Annotated in this window: 13 protein-coding genes; 10 read left to right on the top strand and 3 right to left on the bottom strand. The window is 48.9% G+C overall.

Annotated features, from left to right (window positions below):
• The first annotated feature begins 74 nt into the window (after positions 1 to 74).
• From BUA14_RS08820 to BUA14_RS08780, 9 genes are all read left to right on the top strand, one after another.
• The gene (locus BUA14_RS08820) at positions 75 to 1,109 is read left to right on the top strand and encodes an ABC transporter substrate binding protein (RefSeq protein ID WP_084078532.1); all 1,035 of its coding nucleotides are present in this window, start codon (positions 75 to 77) and stop codon (positions 1,107 to 1,109) included.
• Complete coding sequence (locus tag BUA14_RS08815) at positions 1,102 to 3,297, top strand: PAS domain-containing sensor histidine kinase (protein ID WP_072772273.1); 2,196 nt, start codon at positions 1,102 to 1,104, stop codon at positions 3,295 to 3,297. Before BUA14_RS08820 ends, BUA14_RS08815 begins: the two co-directional genes overlap by 8 nt.
• On the top strand, positions 3,294 to 4,865 hold the full coding sequence (locus BUA14_RS08810; RefSeq protein ID WP_072772272.1) for a sigma-54-dependent transcriptional regulator: 1,572 nt from the start codon (positions 3,294 to 3,296) through the stop codon (positions 4,863 to 4,865). The genes BUA14_RS08815 and BUA14_RS08810 overlap by 4 nt, the downstream gene beginning before the upstream one ends.
• Before the next feature lie 121 nt (positions 4,866 to 4,986).
• Positions 4,987 to 5,493 carry a murein hydrolase activator EnvC family protein gene (locus tag BUA14_RS08805; RefSeq protein WP_072772271.1) on the top strand — a complete coding sequence of 169 codons (507 nt, stop codon included), beginning with the start codon at positions 4,987 to 4,989 and terminating at the stop codon, positions 5,491 to 5,493.
• Positions 5,494 to 5,683: 190 nt separating this feature from the next.
• Positions 5,684 to 6,244, top strand: coding sequence for an HPP family protein (locus tag BUA14_RS08800; RefSeq protein WP_242954626.1), 561 nt, complete (start codon positions 5,684 to 5,686; stop codon positions 6,242 to 6,244).
• A gap of 22 nt (positions 6,245 to 6,266) precedes the next feature.
• Positions 6,267 to 6,692, top strand: coding sequence for a universal stress protein (locus BUA14_RS08795; protein ID WP_072772269.1), 426 nt, complete (start codon positions 6,267 to 6,269; stop codon positions 6,690 to 6,692).
• Between the two features lie 393 nt (positions 6,693 to 7,085).
• Positions 7,086 to 8,039, top strand: a complete 954-nt coding sequence (locus tag BUA14_RS08790; protein ID WP_072772268.1) for a helix-turn-helix domain-containing protein — start codon at positions 7,086 to 7,088, stop codon at positions 8,037 to 8,039.
• A 103-nt stretch (positions 8,040 to 8,142) separates the two neighbouring features.
• Positions 8,143 to 9,924 carry an ABC transporter ATP-binding protein gene (locus BUA14_RS08785; protein ID WP_072772267.1) on the top strand — a complete coding sequence of 594 codons (1,782 nt, stop codon included), beginning with the start codon at positions 8,143 to 8,145 and terminating at the stop codon, positions 9,922 to 9,924.
• Positions 9,917 to 11,671, top strand: coding sequence for an ABC transporter ATP-binding protein (locus tag BUA14_RS08780; RefSeq protein ID WP_072772266.1), 1,755 nt, complete (start codon positions 9,917 to 9,919; stop codon positions 11,669 to 11,671). The genes BUA14_RS08785 and BUA14_RS08780 overlap by 8 nt, the downstream gene beginning before the upstream one ends.
• A gap of 266 nt (positions 11,672 to 11,937) precedes the next feature.
• Here BUA14_RS08780 and BUA14_RS08775 read toward each other — a convergent pair whose 3' ends face one another.
• The 3 genes from BUA14_RS08775 to BUA14_RS08765 form a co-directional block, all read right to left on the bottom strand.
• Positions 11,938 to 12,111, bottom strand: a complete 174-nt coding sequence (locus tag BUA14_RS08775) for a CDIF630_02480 family spore surface protein (RefSeq protein WP_072772265.1) — start codon at positions 12,109 to 12,111, stop codon at positions 11,938 to 11,940.
• 44 nt (positions 12,112 to 12,155) lie between these two features.
• Positions 12,156 to 15,680, bottom strand: coding sequence for a pyruvate:ferredoxin (flavodoxin) oxidoreductase (gene nifJ, locus BUA14_RS08770; RefSeq protein ID WP_072772264.1), 3,525 nt, complete (start codon positions 15,678 to 15,680; stop codon positions 12,156 to 12,158).
• A gap of 194 nt (positions 15,681 to 15,874) precedes the next feature.
• On the bottom strand, positions 15,875 to 16,162 hold the full coding sequence (locus tag BUA14_RS08765; protein ID WP_072772263.1) for a hypothetical protein: 288 nt from the start codon (positions 16,160 to 16,162) through the stop codon (positions 15,875 to 15,877).
• Positions 16,163 to 16,359: 197 nt separating this feature from the next.
• Here BUA14_RS08765 and spoIIID point away from each other — a divergent pair, with 197 nt between their 5' ends.
• Positions 16,360 to 16,608, top strand: coding sequence for a sporulation transcriptional regulator SpoIIID (gene spoIIID, locus BUA14_RS08760; protein WP_014795808.1), 249 nt, complete (start codon positions 16,360 to 16,362; stop codon positions 16,606 to 16,608).
• Positions 16,609 to 16,697 lie beyond the last annotated feature (89 nt).

The following is a 16,697-nucleotide window of genomic DNA, read 5'->3' as shown; positions in this document are numbered from 1 at the left end:
TTACAGTTCCTTTTGCTTATTTTGACACCTCTTGATAGACTAAAAGAGATTTATATCAGCGGAGAGCCGGGACAATGAATGGGCAAAGGAAAGGGAGAATGCCAATGAAAAAAATGATCGCCTTGCTTTGTAGTGTTATGGTCATAGCCATTCTTCTTTACGGTCACTTGAGCGGACTCTCCCCGACACCAAAGCAGCCGTATAAAGTCGGAGTCCTGGTCGCTAATGATTTAAGACTGGCAAAGGTGGACGGGTTGAAGGCCAGGCTCAGGGAAATGGGCTTGATCGAAGGGGAGAACATTGTTTTTCATATCGAAAATGCGGAGAGCGATCTCACTGACCTTACAGGGTTAGGGAAAAAGTTGTTGATGGAAAAACCCGATATCCTGGTGGCTTCGGGAGCGGTCGAGGCCCTAAGCCTCAAAGAGCTCATCTCAGCTTTGGAATCGCCCACGCCGGTGGTGTTCATGGGGACTCTTTCTCCTAGTGTGATTGGTTTGGTGGAAGACACCCTTCGCCCGGGAAACCATTTAACAGGCTTAAATAATTATCATTATGAACTGACGCCCAAACGCTTTGAGTTATTGCACCGCCTGCTGCCGGAGATTAAGAAGGTAGCCATTCTGGGAGATTCCCGGGTTCCCTTTTTCGAACAAACCCAAGCGGGTTTGGAGCAAGCCTCGCAGAAAATAGGCATTGAGCTGAGTACCTACACCCTGACCGACGCCCAGGAGATACAAGAGGTTTTTCGCAAAATTCAAGAGGCTAAGGACGAAGGCATTGTTCTTTTGCCCGGATTCTTCCTGGAAAACTATACCGAGGAAATCGTTCAATACGCGTTGACCCTTAAGATCCCCGTCTTTGGGGTTTATCCCCAGGATACGATGGCCGGCTGTCTGGCCTCTTACGGTACCTCCAATTGGAGCCAAGGCACCCAATCCGCCAATATGGTTTATAAAATTCTCCAGGGGCAAAACCCCGAGAAGATTCCTGTGGAGACACCGGACCGGATTATTTTTTCCGTCAATCTCCAAACAGCCCATCAGTTGGGAATCGCTCCCTCTCAGGCAGTATTAAGTCTTGCCGATGAGGTGATTGACGATGAGTGAGAAAAGATCTCCTTGGTGGATGCGGATTAAAGCCCGGGTTTTGGTTTTTGGAGTACTGATGTCGGCAGTGCCCTTGATCATTTTAGGTTTGGCAAGCTTTACAGCAGCCCAGGCTTATCTGGAAGAAAGCATCCAGAAACAAAATTCTGAGCGGGCTGTCCTTTTAGCCGGACAGATTCAGGATTTTATCCAGAATAACGCCGATAGCTTAATCCAGGTGACCACCACCAACGCTTTGGAATTGGTGGGAGCGGACCCGCTGGCCAGAGAAACCGTACTGGGAACAATGCTGCGCGGGATACCCTATCTGGAAAGTTTGCTGGTGGCTGACCCTCAGGCTCAGGTTCTTGGCAAGGTTTCCCGCCGGGAAGTGGATTACCCGGTGCAAGAGGGGGAAGCGCTCCCTTACCTGGAGTTCTCTGCCGCAGAGAGCTATTCCCTCAGTGAAGTCTTTTTCTCTGTGGATGGCCGGCCCCAGGTGTATTTGACGGTGAAGATCATTGATCCCCAGACCCGCAGGAATTTGGGGTACCTCCAGGCGAAGACGGACCTTAAGGCTCTTTTCAATAAATTTACCAGTATCCAAGTTGGGCAGGGGGGCATCATCTATCTTACGGATGGGAAGGGAAAGCTCATTGGTCATTCGGATTTTAGCCGGGTGCTAAGTCAAGAGGATATGACCCAAAACCCCAGCGTCCGCAATTTCCTGGCTGGGAAGCCCCCCAGCCTTGCCGAGAATGAGTACCGCAATACCGATGATATTCCCGTTCTTGGACTATATGCGCCTGTAGGCAGTCCCCCCTGGGGAGTGTTTATTGAGCAGCCGGTGCAGGAAGCCTATGAGCCCATTGCCCGGTTTGCTTTGCGGGTGATGGGGATGATGCTGGTTATTATTCTGGGGGTGACCTTGATCAGTATTTATTTTGGTCTGAAACTGACCCAGCCCATAGAGAATCTGGAAGCGGGAGTTCGCAGGATTATTGCTACGGAGGATCTGCAGGCCGAAGTGACGCAGGAAAGTGATGATGAAATTGGCCGGCTGGTGCAAGCCTTTAATACTCTTCTGCGCCGGCTTGCCGATAAGACGGCTAACCTGCAGGCTGAGCAGGAGCTGCTGGAAACGGTAGTCCATGGGATTGGGGCTGGGATGGCTCTTTTGGATCAGGAAAAACGACTTATCTGGTGGAATTCCCTATTCGCCGCGTGGTTTGGTTTAGAAAATAAGAACGTTAAGAAGCTGGCCTGTGAAGATCTGCTGCGCGGGGAAGGGCCGGAATCTTCCTTTGGAGAAAACGGCAGGGTACTGGCTTTGGAAGTGCAGGGAGACAAACGTTATCTGCGCCATTCTTATTACCGGCTCAGCTCCGGAAACCCGGAGAATGCCTCTTATTTGCTGCTTCTGGAAGATGTGACCCAACAGGTAGAGATGGAAGCCCGGGTCATTCAGACAGAGAAAATGGCGACAGTTGGGCTGTTAGCCTCCGGGGTGGCTCATGAAATCAACAATCCCCTGGCTATTCTTTCCGCCCACAATGAGGATTTGCTGGATCGGCTTCAGGAGGAAGGGGAACTGCCCGGCAAGGCTGAGATCCAAGGTATCCTGAATATCATTGCCAAACAGATTGATCGCTGCAAACAGGTAACCGGCAGGCTTCTGGGCTATGCCCGGCCAGGCAGGCATAGCCCGGACAGGATGGATGCCAATAACGCCATTGAGCAGACGGCGGCTCTGTTGGCCTATCGTCTTAAACAAAAGAAAATGGTCCTAATCAAAGAAAGTGAACCCGGTCTCTGGGTGGAGGGTGATGAAAACGAATGGCAGCAGGTGGTGCTCAATATCTTAACCAATGCTATCGATGCCTCTGAAGAAGGCAGTCAGGTCATCGTGCGGGCTCAACGGGTTAAGCGACCCTTGGCCCTGGCAGAGGCCTTGCCCATAGATAAAGGGGATGAAATACAAATTGAGGTGGAAGACCATGGGCAGGGGATTTCGCCCCAGTACCTTAAGAAGGTGTTTGATCCCTTCTTTACCACCAAACCTCCGGGTCAGGGCACGGGTCTGGGCCTTTTTGTCAGCTATGGTATCGTGCAAAAAATGCAGGGTAAGCTTTTTATTGAGAGTACCGAGGGGAAAGGGACAACCGTTCGCATTAATCTTCCCTTTCAGGGAAGGGGGGATAGACCATGAATGTTCATCAACGTGTCTTGATCTTAGATGATGAAGAGGATTTGCGTTCGATTCTCGCCCAGCGTTTAGGGCGGCGGGGATACGAGATTTTGGAGGCGGCGACGGCTCAGGAAGGGATGGCCTTGCTCCAGGAAACTATTTTTGAGGCAGTTCTTTTGGATATTCGCCTGCCTGACGGGGATGGGCTTCAGCTCTTGCAGGAAATGAAGAAGCGCCAGCCGGATCTTCAGGTGATTATGCTCACCGGCCATGGCACCTTGGAATCAGCCATTGAGGCGATGAAGGCGGGTGCTTATGATTACTTGACGAAGCCCTGCAATCTCTCTGAATTGGAGATTACGCTGCAGAAAGCTCTGGAGCAGAGAAAGCTCCTGGTGGAGAATACGGGGTTGCGGCAAGTGGTTCACCGGCAAAATGCCGAACTCCTGATTATTGGTGATAGTGAGAAAATGCAATCCCTTAAAGAAATAACCCGCAAGATCGCTCAGACGGATACTCCTGTTCTTTTGCAAGGGGAGAGCGGGACGGGGAAGGAGTTGTTTGCCAGGGCTCTCCATGTTTGGAGCCACCGCAGCGGCCAAGCCTATATTCCCTTAAACGCTGGAGCGGTTCATGAGACGCTGATGGAAAGTGAACTCTTTGGTCATGAGAAGGGAGCCTTTACAGGAGCGAATGCGGTTAAACTGGGATTGGTGGAAATGGCTGACCAAGGCACCCTCTTCCTGGATGAAATCGGGGAGATGCCCTTGAATCTGCAGGTTAAGCTCCTGCGCTTTATGGAGACCGGGGAGTTTCGGCGGGTAGGTGATAACCGCTTAAGGCGGGTCAACGTCCGTATTATCACCGCCACCAACCGCAACCTCCCGGAGGAAGTGGAGGCCGGGCGCTTTCGCAAGGATCTCTACTACCGCCTGACCGGCATGGTCCTGCATATCCCACCCTTAAGGGAACGGAAGGGGGATATTCTCCAGCTGGCGGAGTATTTCCTCAGGAAAGGGCTAAGGAGACACCTACAGGGAGGGAATCCCGCTCAAGATCGCCCACAAGGTCAAACAATTTATTTAGCCCCCGAGACACAGGAGGCTTTGCTGGCCTATGATTTCCCTGGCAATGTCCGGGAGTTGGCCCATCTCATAGAGCGGGGGCTGATTTTAGCCGAAGGCCCTTTGATTCGCATCAGGGATCTTTGGCCGGAGCATGGGGAAGGGCGCGTCAGCATTCCAACAGAAATTCCCTTGCCGGCCGAGGAAAGAGCTGCTGAAATGGATGAAAAAGTCAGCAAAACTGAAAGTCAGGGTGATCAGGAAAGGCAGGAAAGCGAGGGAGACCAGGAAGGGCAGAAAAGCGGGGGAGATCAGGCAGAACAGGAAAATCAGGAGGAGATGGAAAACCACGAGGAGCGGGAAAACCAAAGTGAGAGCTTAGAAGGATACCTCACTTTAGCGGAGATAGAGAAGGAGTATATCCTTGCCACCATGAAAAAAGTGGATGGAAATAAAGCGCGAGCAGCCAGGCTGCTTGGCATCAGTGTCCGGAATCTTTATCGGAAAATGGAGGAGTACAGCTGACCCGGATGGCTCATTGCCGCAACAGGGTTTAAGAAAAGAGATAGCATACGCTGACAAAATGATGAAAATTTGGTCTAATTCATGCTCCTCTGGGTAAAGATAGTCCTAGAGGTGATGATGTATGTGGGGATTGAAAGTCTTATCTGCCGTCCTTATGGCAGGATTGATCCTTTTTGGCGGGAGCGCCCTGCTGGCCGAGGGACAGGAAGACCCCGTAACAAAAAGTGAGCCTGTTGCGCGGACTCTTGAAGATTTCCCTAGTCCAATTCAAGGAAAACCCTTGCGTGTGGCAGGAGAATATTATTCTGAGGAATTAGAGACGACACTTTTTCACTCGGGAACGGATTATGCTCAAGCCGAGGGCGCTGTTATCAGGGTTAAGCATGCCGGCAGAGTGACTTACGCCGGACCGGATCCCTTCCTTGGTCATAAAGTTGAAGTGGATTGCGGTGAGGATTGGAGTGTCATCTACGGTGGTTTAAAAAACCTGCGCGTTAAAGAAGGAGATTGGGTGGACGTGAATCAGGCCATCGGGCAGATCGGTTACTACCCGGATATCTTTGGCAATATTGAGCAAACACACCTGCATTATGAGGTCCGGCATGGGGACCTGGTTCAGGTAAAATAATCTAAAAAAAGCAGACCGCTGCGGACTTTGAATCGAAAGCCCGTCAGTGGTTTTCTTTATTTTCGCGGTGTGATTTGACTCACGCCGGGCAGGAGGAATTTTCAGTACCATTGCTTTATATTGTATTATCTGCACTCTATTCGCTCCATTCAATGTTTGATTATGAGAGGAGGGAATTGAGTTGGATCTTATGGATAGTACCCCGATCATGGAAAATGAGCCAAAGAGGAGCAAAGTCATTAAATATCTGGTTAAATTTAAAGGGCATAAAAGAATCACGCCCCTGGTCTCCCCTGCTCCCGTAGACATTCTGATTACTTTACTTGGCACTATGTTAGGTATCTCATTCTTAAGCATCTTGCTGTTTATTTACGAAATTCCGATGTTGGCTGCTTCCCTGGGAGCATCAGCGGTCTTAGTCTATGGAGTTCCTGATGCCCCGCTGTCTCAACCCCGTAATGTAATTTTAGGGCATATGTTTTCGGCAAGTATAGGTGTATTAACCTATCAAATTTTCGGAATAACATGGTGGTCGGTGGCCTTAGGCGTCACTCTTGCTATACTGGTCATGTTGCTAACGAAAACGACTCATCCGCCGGGTGGAGCAACGGCCATGCTTGCCGTGCTTAATGGTGCCGGCCCGATGTTTATTGTTGCCCCAATGCTCTCGGGGAGTATAGTCCTGGTTTTGGTTGCAGTATTAGTTAATAATCTATCGCCTAATCGGAATTATCCGCGCTATTGGTACTAAGTTTAAGGGGGAGGGTGTTATTGTGTTTGCAAAGATTCTTGTCCCAACGGATGGATCGGAATATTCCCGCAGAGCATTGTTAACAGCTTTGGAGATAGGCAAAAAATTTAATGCCGAGGTTATATTACTCAATGTACTGATGACTCCTGAGGCACTGGGGTATCTGCTCACCGAGGATGCAACTGTGATGCAACAGCAGTTTAATCCTAATGGCGAGGCCACCTTAGCCGCTACAACTAAAAATGTGGATCTGGAAGGAGTAAGGCTGACTTGCCGAGTAAAACCTGGCTACCCTGCCTTAGTGATCTTGGAGGAGATTGTAAGTGAAGGTATCGATTTGGTTGTCATGGGTTATCGTGGGTATACTTCGCTGGCCGGAACATTCATGGGGAGCGTAAGCCAAAAGGTTCTAGCCAAAACATCAAGGCCGGTACTGCTTATTAAGTAAGAATTCAGCCCTAAAACCCTTTGCCAAAATGGAGTGATTTTAACGAAATGGAGTGGAAAACAGAAAAGTTCCCTTGCTAAACTAATAGTATCTTAATAAATTGCGCCTAAAGGCGCTTTTTTTACACTATCAGAAAGTATAAAAGCCTCTATCGGTAGATAGTATAAGTGCAACCAGCGACTTCGCCTTTTGTGAAGCGTGAATATATGAAGCTCGGCGAAGCCGGGTTTTCTTTAAAAAAGAGGATTAGCTTAGACTAACTCGAATATTAACATAGAAGATGTTTCATTGATAATAGACATTTGGATGCTTGTGGCAGGGGAAGGATGCCCTCCTATTTTCTTGAGGCAGCAAAGGAGCCTGCAGTAAGAAGGGAAAGGTGGTGTGAATGCGATGACTTTAGAAGAAGCTGCAGATCTGGGTAAAAATGTGTTCCCCATAGGCAAGGATGAAAGCTGTACCGTCTTCAGGCTCCAGGACAGCACCGGAGAAGGTTTAATGACGGTCTATCCGGTTTTTCCGGGAGTGAGCCTTCTCTATAATGATTTTCATCTGGAATCTTGTACGTCCTATTTTCGTCCCGGGACGGACATGTTTTGCATTGACCATTGCCGGGAAGGGCGGTTGGAGTGGGAGATGGACCATGGCCGGTGCCAGTATATGGAGGCCGGCGATCTGCAGATGAGCACCCGCGTGGATCATGCCGGAATGTTCCGTTTTCCCCTGCGCCATTATCACGGCATCACGGTTGCCCTATGTCTTGAAGAGGCTGGGGCAGTGCTGCCGGAAATATTGGCAGGCTTTTCAGTCGATGTGAACGCTTTACGAGAGAAATTCTGCAGCAAGAACCAACTCTTTATTATGCGGGCAGGGGCAAGTATTGAGCATATTTTTTCCGAGCTTTATTCCGTACCGGAAACGATTCGTGACACCTTTTTCAAAATTAAGGTTTTGGAGATGCTGCTTTTCCTGAGCACCCTGGAGATTCCTGAAGGAAGCAGGGAAAGACCTTATTTTTATAAAACTCAGGTCGAAAAAGTTAAGCGTATTATGGCCTTGATTAAGAAAAATCCCCAGAACCATTATACTCTGGAGCAATTGTCTGCGGAGTTTGATTTTCCCATTACCGCCATGAAAAACTGCTTTAAAGGAGTGTATGGAACCTCGATTTATGCTTATAGCAAGTCCTACCGCATGAATGCCGCGGCTATAAAACTCCGTCAGACCAAAGAAAGCATTACAACTATTGCTCAGCAGATGGGCTATGACAATGCCAGCAAGTTCTCCGCCGCTTTTAAATCGGTCATGGGCATGACTCCAGCGGAATACCGAAAATCGATTGTCTGAATGGAGTGCCGATATCTGGAACGGAGTGGTGAAGAAGTTAAAATAAAGGTATTTTAAAGATGGTTAGCAGATGCTAATCATCTTTTTTATAGGAGGGGAGAACATGAAAAGCAAACAAAGCGGAACCTTTGCCACTATTTTTTATTTTGCCCAGGAGTGCAGGAGCAGAATGCTTCTTTCTGTTTTATGCGCCCTAATCAGTGTGGCAGCCGGTTTGGTTCCCTTTTGGGGTGTATACCAAATCATGATGCTCTTTTTTGGTGGGTCACCGGGAGCAGAGGATATTTTATTTTGGTTTGGGATAAGTGTGGGAGGTTATGTGCTCAAGATCATGTTCTATGGAATTTCCACCACTTTATCACACCGATCAGCCTATCAGATCTTAGAAAATATCCGTCTGGGAGCGACAGAAAGACTGATGTCCGCTCCTTTAGGGGAGGTCCTTTCCCAACGGGCTGGTAAGATGAAGAACATCATTGTGGACCGGGTAGAAACCATTGAACTGCCGTTGGCGCATATGATTCCTGAGGGTATTTCCAATTTTCTCTTTCCCTTAGCCATTTTTATTTATCTTGTTTTTATCGATTGGCGAATGGCCTTGGCTTCCCTGATCTGCGTACCTTTGGGAGCTATTGTCTATGGGGTTATGATGAGGAATTTTAACAGTCAATATGCCGCCTATATGGAGGCCAGCAATCATGTCAACAGCATCATTGTGGAATATGTGGAGGGGATTCAGGTGATCAAGGCTTTCAATCAATCCACAGAATCCTATGAGAAGTTTGCCGGAGCAGTCTCCTCCTTTCGGGAATTCACCTTAGCCTGGTTTCAGAGCACCTGGAAGCTGATGAATCTGGGCAATGCTATTCTCCCCTCCACTTTGCTGGGAGTTCTGCCCGTGGGAGTACTCCTTTATATCGAGGGGAATCTGACTCCTGCTGAACTGACCCTCTGCATGATCCTATCCTTGAGTATGGTGGCTCCCATGATCTGGTTCACTGTTGCCGTCAATGAATGGAAGGCTGTTCAGTATGCCATTAAGGATGTCAACGAGCTCTTGGAGCTTCCCAGTCTTCCGGATGCAGCTTGCCCGGTTCATTTGGCCTCTTTTGATGTGGAGCTTAAAGACGTTTCTTTTGCCTATAAAGAGAGCAAAGGGGATGTGCTCCAGGGCATCAATCTCCAAATTCCTGAGGGCAGCTATATGGCCTTGGTCGGTCCCTCCGGTGGGGGGAAATCCACCATTGCCCGGCTGATTGCCCGATTCTGGGATGTCGGTAAGGGCTCCATCACCATCGGCGGCACGGACATCCGGAAAATTCCCCTTGCCCAGCTTTCCCAGCTGGTCAGTTTCGTCACTCAGGATAACTTCCTCTTCAATTGTTCTTTGTTGGAGAATATCCGTCTTGGCAAACCTACGGCCAGCGACGAGGAAGCCTATGCAGCCGCCCGAGCCGCCCAGTGCGAGGAGTTCGTTTCCCGTTTGGAAAAGGGCTGGGCTACACCTGCCGGTGAAGCCGGCGGCAAGCTTTCCGGCGGCGAACGTCAGAGAATTGCCATCGCCCGGGCCATCCTGAAGAATGCTCCGATCGTCATTCTCGATGAAGCCACAGCCTTCACCGATCCGGAAAATGAGGATAAGCTGCAGCGTTCCCTTGCTGTGCTGACCAAGGGGAAAACATTGCTGGTGATAGCTCACAGACTGTCGACCATAAAAAACGCCGACCAAATTTTTGTTCTTCAAGAGGGAAGAGTCGTTGCCGGGGGGACCCAGCAGGAACTTCTGGAAAAATGCTCCCTTTACCAAGACATGTGGCGGGCCCATACCGGGGCAAGGGCTTGGGCGGCAAACAGCGGCAGGAAGGGGGAAATAGCCCATGCTTAAAACCATACGCCGGCTGATTGCCTGGACCGGAACCCGGAAAAATCGTCTGTACTGGGGATTCCTCTGGTCTTTTCTCTCGACATTATTCACGGCCATGCCTGTTATGGCGGCTGCTTATGTCCTTAACCTGATGCTTGAGGATCAGGCCGGCCGGCTTGAATTGACTCCCATCTGGGCCCTTTACCTGCTGATTTTTATGGTGTTCATGATTTTGGGACGGTTTTTCTTCTCCTATCTAAGGGCTGTTTTTCAGGAAAGTATAGCCTATGAAGTGACTGCAGAGGAACGGATGGGCATCGGTAACCTGCTCAAGCGGGTTTCCTTAGGTTTCTTTGATCGCAATACCACAGGGGAGCTGGTGGGGGCAGTAACCACCGACCTATCCTTTGTGGAGATGTTCGCCATGAAAATGATCGACTCTGTGATCGGTGGATATGTCAGTGCCCTGGCCATGATCCTCTGCGTAGCCTTTTACAGCTGGGAGGTTGCAGTGATTTCAGTCCTGGGTATCCTTTTATCGGCCTTGGCCTTGGGTCTGATGGGATTTTTCAGCCGTCGGAATGCGCCTGTTCACCAAAAGGCCCAAAATGAGATCATTGCGGCTACCCTGGAATATATACGGGGTATCCCTGTGGTCAAAGCCTATGGAAAAGAAGGCGTCTCAGTGGAGAGTATACGCCAGGCTTACAGGAAGCACCGGCAGATCAATGTCAAGATTGAACAGGAATATGTCCCCTGCAGCTGCCTCCACCTTTTGGCTCTCAAATCAACATCGGTGGTCATCGTGGCGGTTTCCGCTTTTCAGGCGGTTCAAGGAAATCTGCCCATTCCCGTCTTTCTGATGTTGGCGGTGTTTTCCTTTATAATTTTTGGCCATGTGGAGCAGATCAACAATGCTACTCATGTCCTGCAGGTGATTGGCCCAACTCTGGATAAACTGGAGAAAATCAAACAAGCAGAGTTTATTGATGAGAGGGGCAAAGACAAGGTATTGGACAACTACACTATAGAGATGGCGGATGTGGTCTTTGCCTATGATAAACGCAGGATTCTGGACGGAGTCACTCTGACTGTTCCTCAAAATACCACGACGGCTATCGTAGGCCCTTCAGGCAGCGGCAAGACCACCATCTGCAATTTGATTGCCCGTTTCTACGATGTGGATTCCGGCAGTATTCGCATTGGGGGCACGGATGTGCGGGAGCTGACCTGTGATAGTCTCCTGAGCAATATCAGCATGGTTTTCCAGAATGTGTATCTGTTTCAGGATACCATAGTGAATAATATAAGATTCGGGAAGCCGGATGCCACCATGGCAGAGGTGATTGAAGCGGCCAAACAGGCCCGTTGCCATGACTTCATATCAGCTTTGCCGGAAGGCTACAATACCATGGTGGGAGAAGGGGGGTCCTCTCTTTCCGGGGGAGAAAAACAGCGGATTTCCATAGCCCGGGCCATCCTAAAGAATGCCCCCATTGTCATTTTGGACGAGGCGACCGCCAGTGTGGATCCGGAGAATGAGCATTTTATTCAAGGGGCTCTCAGTGCCTTGACTCAGGGCAAAACCATCATCGTCATCGCTCACCGGATGCCCACCATTGCACATGCCGATCAAATTCTTGTCCTGGATGAGGGGCGCATCATCCAAAAGGGTGCCTATAAGGAACTGGTGGTCCAGGAGGGATTGTTCCGGCGCTTTATCACTATTCGCCAACAGGCTGAAAATTGGAGTATTAATGATATCTAGATTTTATCGCAGATTGTAGAGAAAACGACTTGCTCCCGTTGTCATTGGGTACAATTATTTTCCATTTGTTATGCTAAATTAGAAGGAGAGAGGCATAATTCGCGAATATAGTATGCAGCAAATAGAGCTATGGTGAGTATAGAATGGTCTAAGTCCCGCGATAGGGCAGGATACAAAAGAAAAGGGTTTTTGGAATACGCTTCCAAGAACCCTTTTCTTTTCAAGGTTTAATCAGGAATAAGTTTTTAGGGTCTCTCCTTCACCTGCTATGACAAAGAAGTAGTATCCACCCAATCTTTGGCCTCGGCTACGGAATCCTCTGTGGGGATGGCTACCTTGGATTCGGATTTCAATTCTTTGATATCAGCCCGCCAGGCGGCAGTATCATGCCGTTCAACAGGGTTAGCCATGAACTTTTCTTTGGATTTATTATCGTTCATAAGTGAAGCCTCCTTAAATTCGACCCTGGATTTTGCCTCCGGGTTTAGTACGGCATTTCCGCCATGCGCTTAAGGGTCCGGTATTTATCCTGAGCATGCTCCTCCGCCGCTTTGAACATTTCATCGGCAATTTCGGGGAAGACAGTCTTGAGCGATGAATAGCGGATTTCCCCTTGGATGAAGTCCTGGAAGGAGCCTTTGGGCTCTTTGGAATCCAGGACAAAAGGGTTCTTTCCCTGTTCTTTAAGGCGTGGGTCATGACGCCACAGGTGCCAATAACCGGCATCCACGGCCTTCTTCATTTGCGCCATACTGGTACCCATACCTGTCTTGATTCCGTGGTTGATACAGGAAGCGTAGGCGATGATGATGGAAGGGCCTTTATAGCTTTCAGCTTCGGCAATGGCCTTTAAGGTGTGATTCATATTGGCCCCCATGGCAATTTGCGCTACATAGATATAGCCATAGGTAGTGGAGATCAGGCCCAGATCTTTTTTTCGGACTCTCTTACCGCCGGCGGCGAATTTGGCAATGGCTGCCGTTGGCGTGGCCTTGGAGGATTGGCCTCCTGTATTGGAGTAGACCTCTGTGTCAAAGACGAAGAGGTTAATGTCATCACCGCTGGCCAGGACATGGTCCACCCCATTGTAGCCGATGTCGTAGGCAAAGCCGTCGCCGCCAAAGATCCAGACGGAGGGTTTAATTAAGTAATCCTTCTTGGCCATAATTTCCTGGAGAAGTGGGTTGTCGGAAATATTCTCTTTCTTAAGAGCTTCCAGAACCCGTGCACTGGCTCTTTTGGATCCTTCACCTTCAGCGAAGTTATCCAGCCAGTCCTGGCAAGCTTCCTTTATTTCGCCGCCGATCCCGCTTTCGATTAACTGGTTCATCAATTGAGCGAGTTTTTCCCGAATTTGCTTGGAGCCAAGATACATACCATAACCGAATTGAGCATTGTCTTCGAAGAGGGGATTCATCCAGGCCGGCCCTTTACCCTCAGCATTGACGGTATAAGGAACGGAAGGAGCACTGCCTCCCCAGATGGAGGAACACCCTGTGGCATTGGCGATAATCATGCGATCTCCATAGAGCTGGGTAATGAGGCGGGCATAAGGTGTCTCACCGCAGCCGGGGCATGCTCCGTTGAATTCCAGAAGGGGCTTCGCAAGCTGGCTGCCGAAGAGGGTCTTGACATCCAGCAGATCCCGCTTTTCAGTAACGGTCATGGCGAATTCCCAATTTTCCGCTTCCATTTCGATTTCATGATCGGCAGGCTCCATCACTAAAGCCTTACCCGGTGCGGGACAGATATCGGCGCAGTTGCCACAGCCGGTACAATCCAGGGGGGACACTTGAATTCGGTAATGGTAGCCTTCCAGTTTTTTGTTGATGGGTTTCTTGGTTTTAAAGGTATCCGGGGCTTTGGCTGATTCCTGATCGTCCAGCAAAACAGAGCGTATGGTGGCGTGGGGGCAGACATAAGCGCATTGATTGCACTGGATGCATTTATCGATCTGCCATTCAGGCACATAAACTGCGATTCCCCGCTTTTCATATTTGGTGGTGCCTAAGGGGAAAGTACCGTCTTCCCTGCCTACAAAAGCGCTGGTGGGCAGGTTGTCCCCTTCATGGCGGGCCATGGGGCGCTGAATATCTTTGACGAAAGCAGGCTCCTCTTTGATGGGCATGTTTTCATCAGGAACATCAGCCCAGGCTGGAGGGACATCGACCTTGATCAGGGATTCAATTCCCTTGTCCACGGCTTTTTCGTTCATTTCCACAATCTTGGCGCCTTTTTTACCGTAGACTTTATGGATGGAATCCTTTAAGTAACGAATGGCATCGTCGATGGGGATGACATTGGCCAATTTAAAGAAAGCGGCCTGCATGACCATGTTAATCCGCCCGCCCAGACCGATCTCGCCGGCGATGGATATGGCATCAATGAGGTAGAATTTAATATCATGTTTAGCGAGATAGCGTTTCAGATAAGCGGGCAGGTGATCCTCCACTTCCTCAGGGGTCCAGGAGCAGTTCAGGACAAAGGTGCCGCCTTTTTTCAGGCCTTTGACAATGTCATAGTTATAAATAAAGGATTTGTTGTGACAAGCGATATAGTCGGCATCAAAAACCAGGTAGGAGGATTTAATGGGCTGCTTGCCAAAGCGTAAATGGGAAATGGTGGTACCGCCTGATTTTTTACTGTCATACTCAAAATAACCCTGGACATTCAGCTCCGTATTGTCCCCGATGATCTTAATGGCGCTCTTGTTGGCCCCTACCGTTCCATCCGAGCCCAATCCCCAGAACTTGCAGCGGATGGTTCCTTCCGGGGAAGCGTCAATAATCTCTTCTTCGGGCAAGGAGGTGTGGCTCACATCATCAATAATCCCGATGGTGAAGCGATCTTTGGGTTGGGCTTGGTTGAGGTTTTTAAAGACAGCCAGGATCTGCGAAGGAGTGGTATCCTTGGAGCCTAAGCCATAGCGGCCGCCGACGATCACCGGGCGGGCTGCTTGATGGTTAAACATTTGGATAATATCCAGGTAGAGGGGCTCACCGGTGGAGCCGGGCTCTTTGGTGCGATCGAGGACGGCGATTTTTTTCACGGACTTAGGCAGGACATCGAAGAAATACTTGGAGCAGAAGGGGCGGTAAAGGTGAACTTTGATCAGTCCCAGCTTTTCCCCTCTTTGCGCCAGGAAGTCGATGGTTTCTTCGATGGTGGTGCACACTGAACCCATAGCCACAATAATGTTCTCAGCATTAGGATCACCATAGTATTGGAAAGGATGATATTCCCGTCCGGTAATTTTCTTAAATTCTTTGAAATAGTCTTCAATAATATCAGGGACTGCTTCATAGAATGGATTGGAGACTTCCCGGCCCTGGAAATAAATATCCGGGTTTTGAGCCGTGCCTCTTAAAACCGGGTGGTTAGGGTTGAGGGAATTATCCCGGAATTGCTGAATCTTTTCGTAATCCACTAATTGGGCAATGTCTTTATAAGGAGTAACTTCGATCTTCTGCACTTCGTGAGAGGTTCTGAAGCCATCAAAAAAGTGAAGATGAGGAATCCGTGATTTAATGGCGGCCAGATGAGCTATGTAGGCCATATCCATGGCTTCCTGGACATCGTTGGCACAAAGCATGGCAAAACCTGTTTGGCGGCAGGCATTAATATCGGAGTGGTCACCAAAGATAGACAGAGCATGAGTGGCCAGACCCCGGGCACTGACATGGAAGACGGCGGGCACCAGATTTCCGGCCATCTTATACATTTCCGGGATCATCAGGAGCAGGCCCTGAGAAGCGGTATAGGTTGTGGTCAGGGCTCCGGCTTGAAGAGAACCATGCACTGCGGCTGCGGCCCCCGCCTCGGATTCCATCTCGACCACTTTGACAGGCTGATCAAAGATATTTCTGTGATTGTGGGCAGACCATTCGTCCACTGATTCAGCCATGGGCGAGGAAGGTGTAATGGGGAAGATGGTCGCCACCTCAGTCAAAGCATAGGATGCTTCGGCTGCGGCTTGGTTTGCATCCATCGTTTTCATTTTCTTTGCCACGAGACTACCTCCTTAAAACAATGAGCATTTGGATATAGGCTTAGTATTCGTTATTGGGAAACTCTCATACATTCTTTCTGCATTTTTGCTGGAATTTCACCCCATGCCGAGACCCAGGACAGCGAAAAAAGAAAACCGTTTCGAGCCTGACGGCATAGAAACGGTTTTCATCAATAGTCTGGATTGAACAGGATTTAACGCATGAACAGACGATTAGAAGAGCCGAAAGCACCTGCATTACCAAAACCAGCATTCCCAAATCCACCGGCATTACCAAAACCAAAATTGCCAGTATTAGCGAAACCCCTATCAACAGTAACGTTGCGTGTTACCTGTTGAACAAAAGGTTGAGGAACATCAACGATATTCTGACGATTAACCGTCACGACCGGTTGAATAACGGGGATAATTCTAGGGGTAAAAGTATCCCTTACGCAGTATTGTGGTGGGCAACAAATTGGATTACCAACGCAGCCATACATAGCGAAACACCTCCTTTTTATATTACAGTGTATGATGCAAAAACCAAATTGGCAATGATTTACAATTTTTTTGAAAAAAAATCTTGTTTTTGCGTTATACAGCATTTACCAGTCGAAGACATCCGCTGAGGATGTCTTTTTTGATTTTAAGCGCATATAAATGTATAAAATTTCGGTGCAAAAAAGGAGGGCTCAGGGTGCAGGAATATATCCGTAAACGGGTACTCGATATTGGGAATTATATAATGGAATCGAGCGCCACAGTGAGACAGACAGCAGATATTTTCGGAGTGAGTAAATCAACTGTCCATAAGGATGTCACGGAGAGGCTACCCCTGATCAATGAAAAGCTGGCCATGGAGGTTAAGCAAATACTGGAAAGCAATAAGGCAGAACGGCATATTCGGGGTGGTGAAGCCACTCGGAAAAAATACCAGGAGAGCTGAAGGCAGGTTTATTTAGATAAATGTTCGGGAACTATAAGAAAGCAAGTTTTTCTGGATCATGAGGAGAAATATTAAAGGAATTAGTATAG

This window comes from Desulfitobacterium chlororespirans DSM 11544, from assembly GCF_900143285.1.
Taxonomy (GTDB): Bacteria; Bacillota; Desulfitobacteriia; order Desulfitobacteriales; family Desulfitobacteriaceae; genus Desulfitobacterium; species Desulfitobacterium chlororespirans.
This window is presented reverse-complemented; position numbering and strand designations above follow the sequence as displayed.

Excerpts from the sequence above, each read along its gene's own strand:
- BUA14_RS08785 (WP_072772267.1), top strand. The coding sequence starts at position 8,143 with ATGAAAAGCAAACAAAGCGGAACCTTTGCCACTATTTTTTATTTTGCC.
- BUA14_RS08805 (WP_072772271.1), top strand. The coding sequence starts at position 4,987 with ATGTGGGGATTGAAAGTCTTATCTGCCGTCCTTATGGCAGGATTGATC.
- BUA14_RS08820 (WP_084078532.1), top strand. The coding sequence starts at position 75 with ATGAATGGGCAAAGGAAAGGGAGAATGCCAATGAAAAAAATGATCGCC.
- BUA14_RS08775 (WP_072772265.1), bottom strand. The coding sequence starts at position 12,111 with ATGAACGATAATAAATCCAAAGAAAAGTTCATGGCTAACCCTGTTGAA.
- BUA14_RS08815 (WP_072772273.1), top strand. The coding sequence starts at position 1,102 with ATGAGTGAGAAAAGATCTCCTTGGTGGATGCGGATTAAAGCCCGGGTT.
- BUA14_RS08800 (WP_242954626.1), top strand. The coding sequence starts at position 5,684 with ATGGATAGTACCCCGATCATGGAAAATGAGCCAAAGAGGAGCAAAGTC.
- BUA14_RS08765 (WP_072772263.1), bottom strand. The coding sequence starts at position 16,162 with ATGTATGGCTGCGTTGGTAATCCAATTTGTTGCCCACCACAATACTGC.
- BUA14_RS08780 (WP_072772266.1), top strand. The coding sequence starts at position 9,917 with ATGCTTAAAACCATACGCCGGCTGATTGCCTGGACCGGAACCCGGAAA.
- BUA14_RS08810 (WP_072772272.1), top strand. The coding sequence starts at position 3,294 with ATGAATGTTCATCAACGTGTCTTGATCTTAGATGATGAAGAGGATTTG.
- BUA14_RS08790 (WP_072772268.1), top strand. The coding sequence starts at position 7,086 with ATGACTTTAGAAGAAGCTGCAGATCTGGGTAAAAATGTGTTCCCCATA.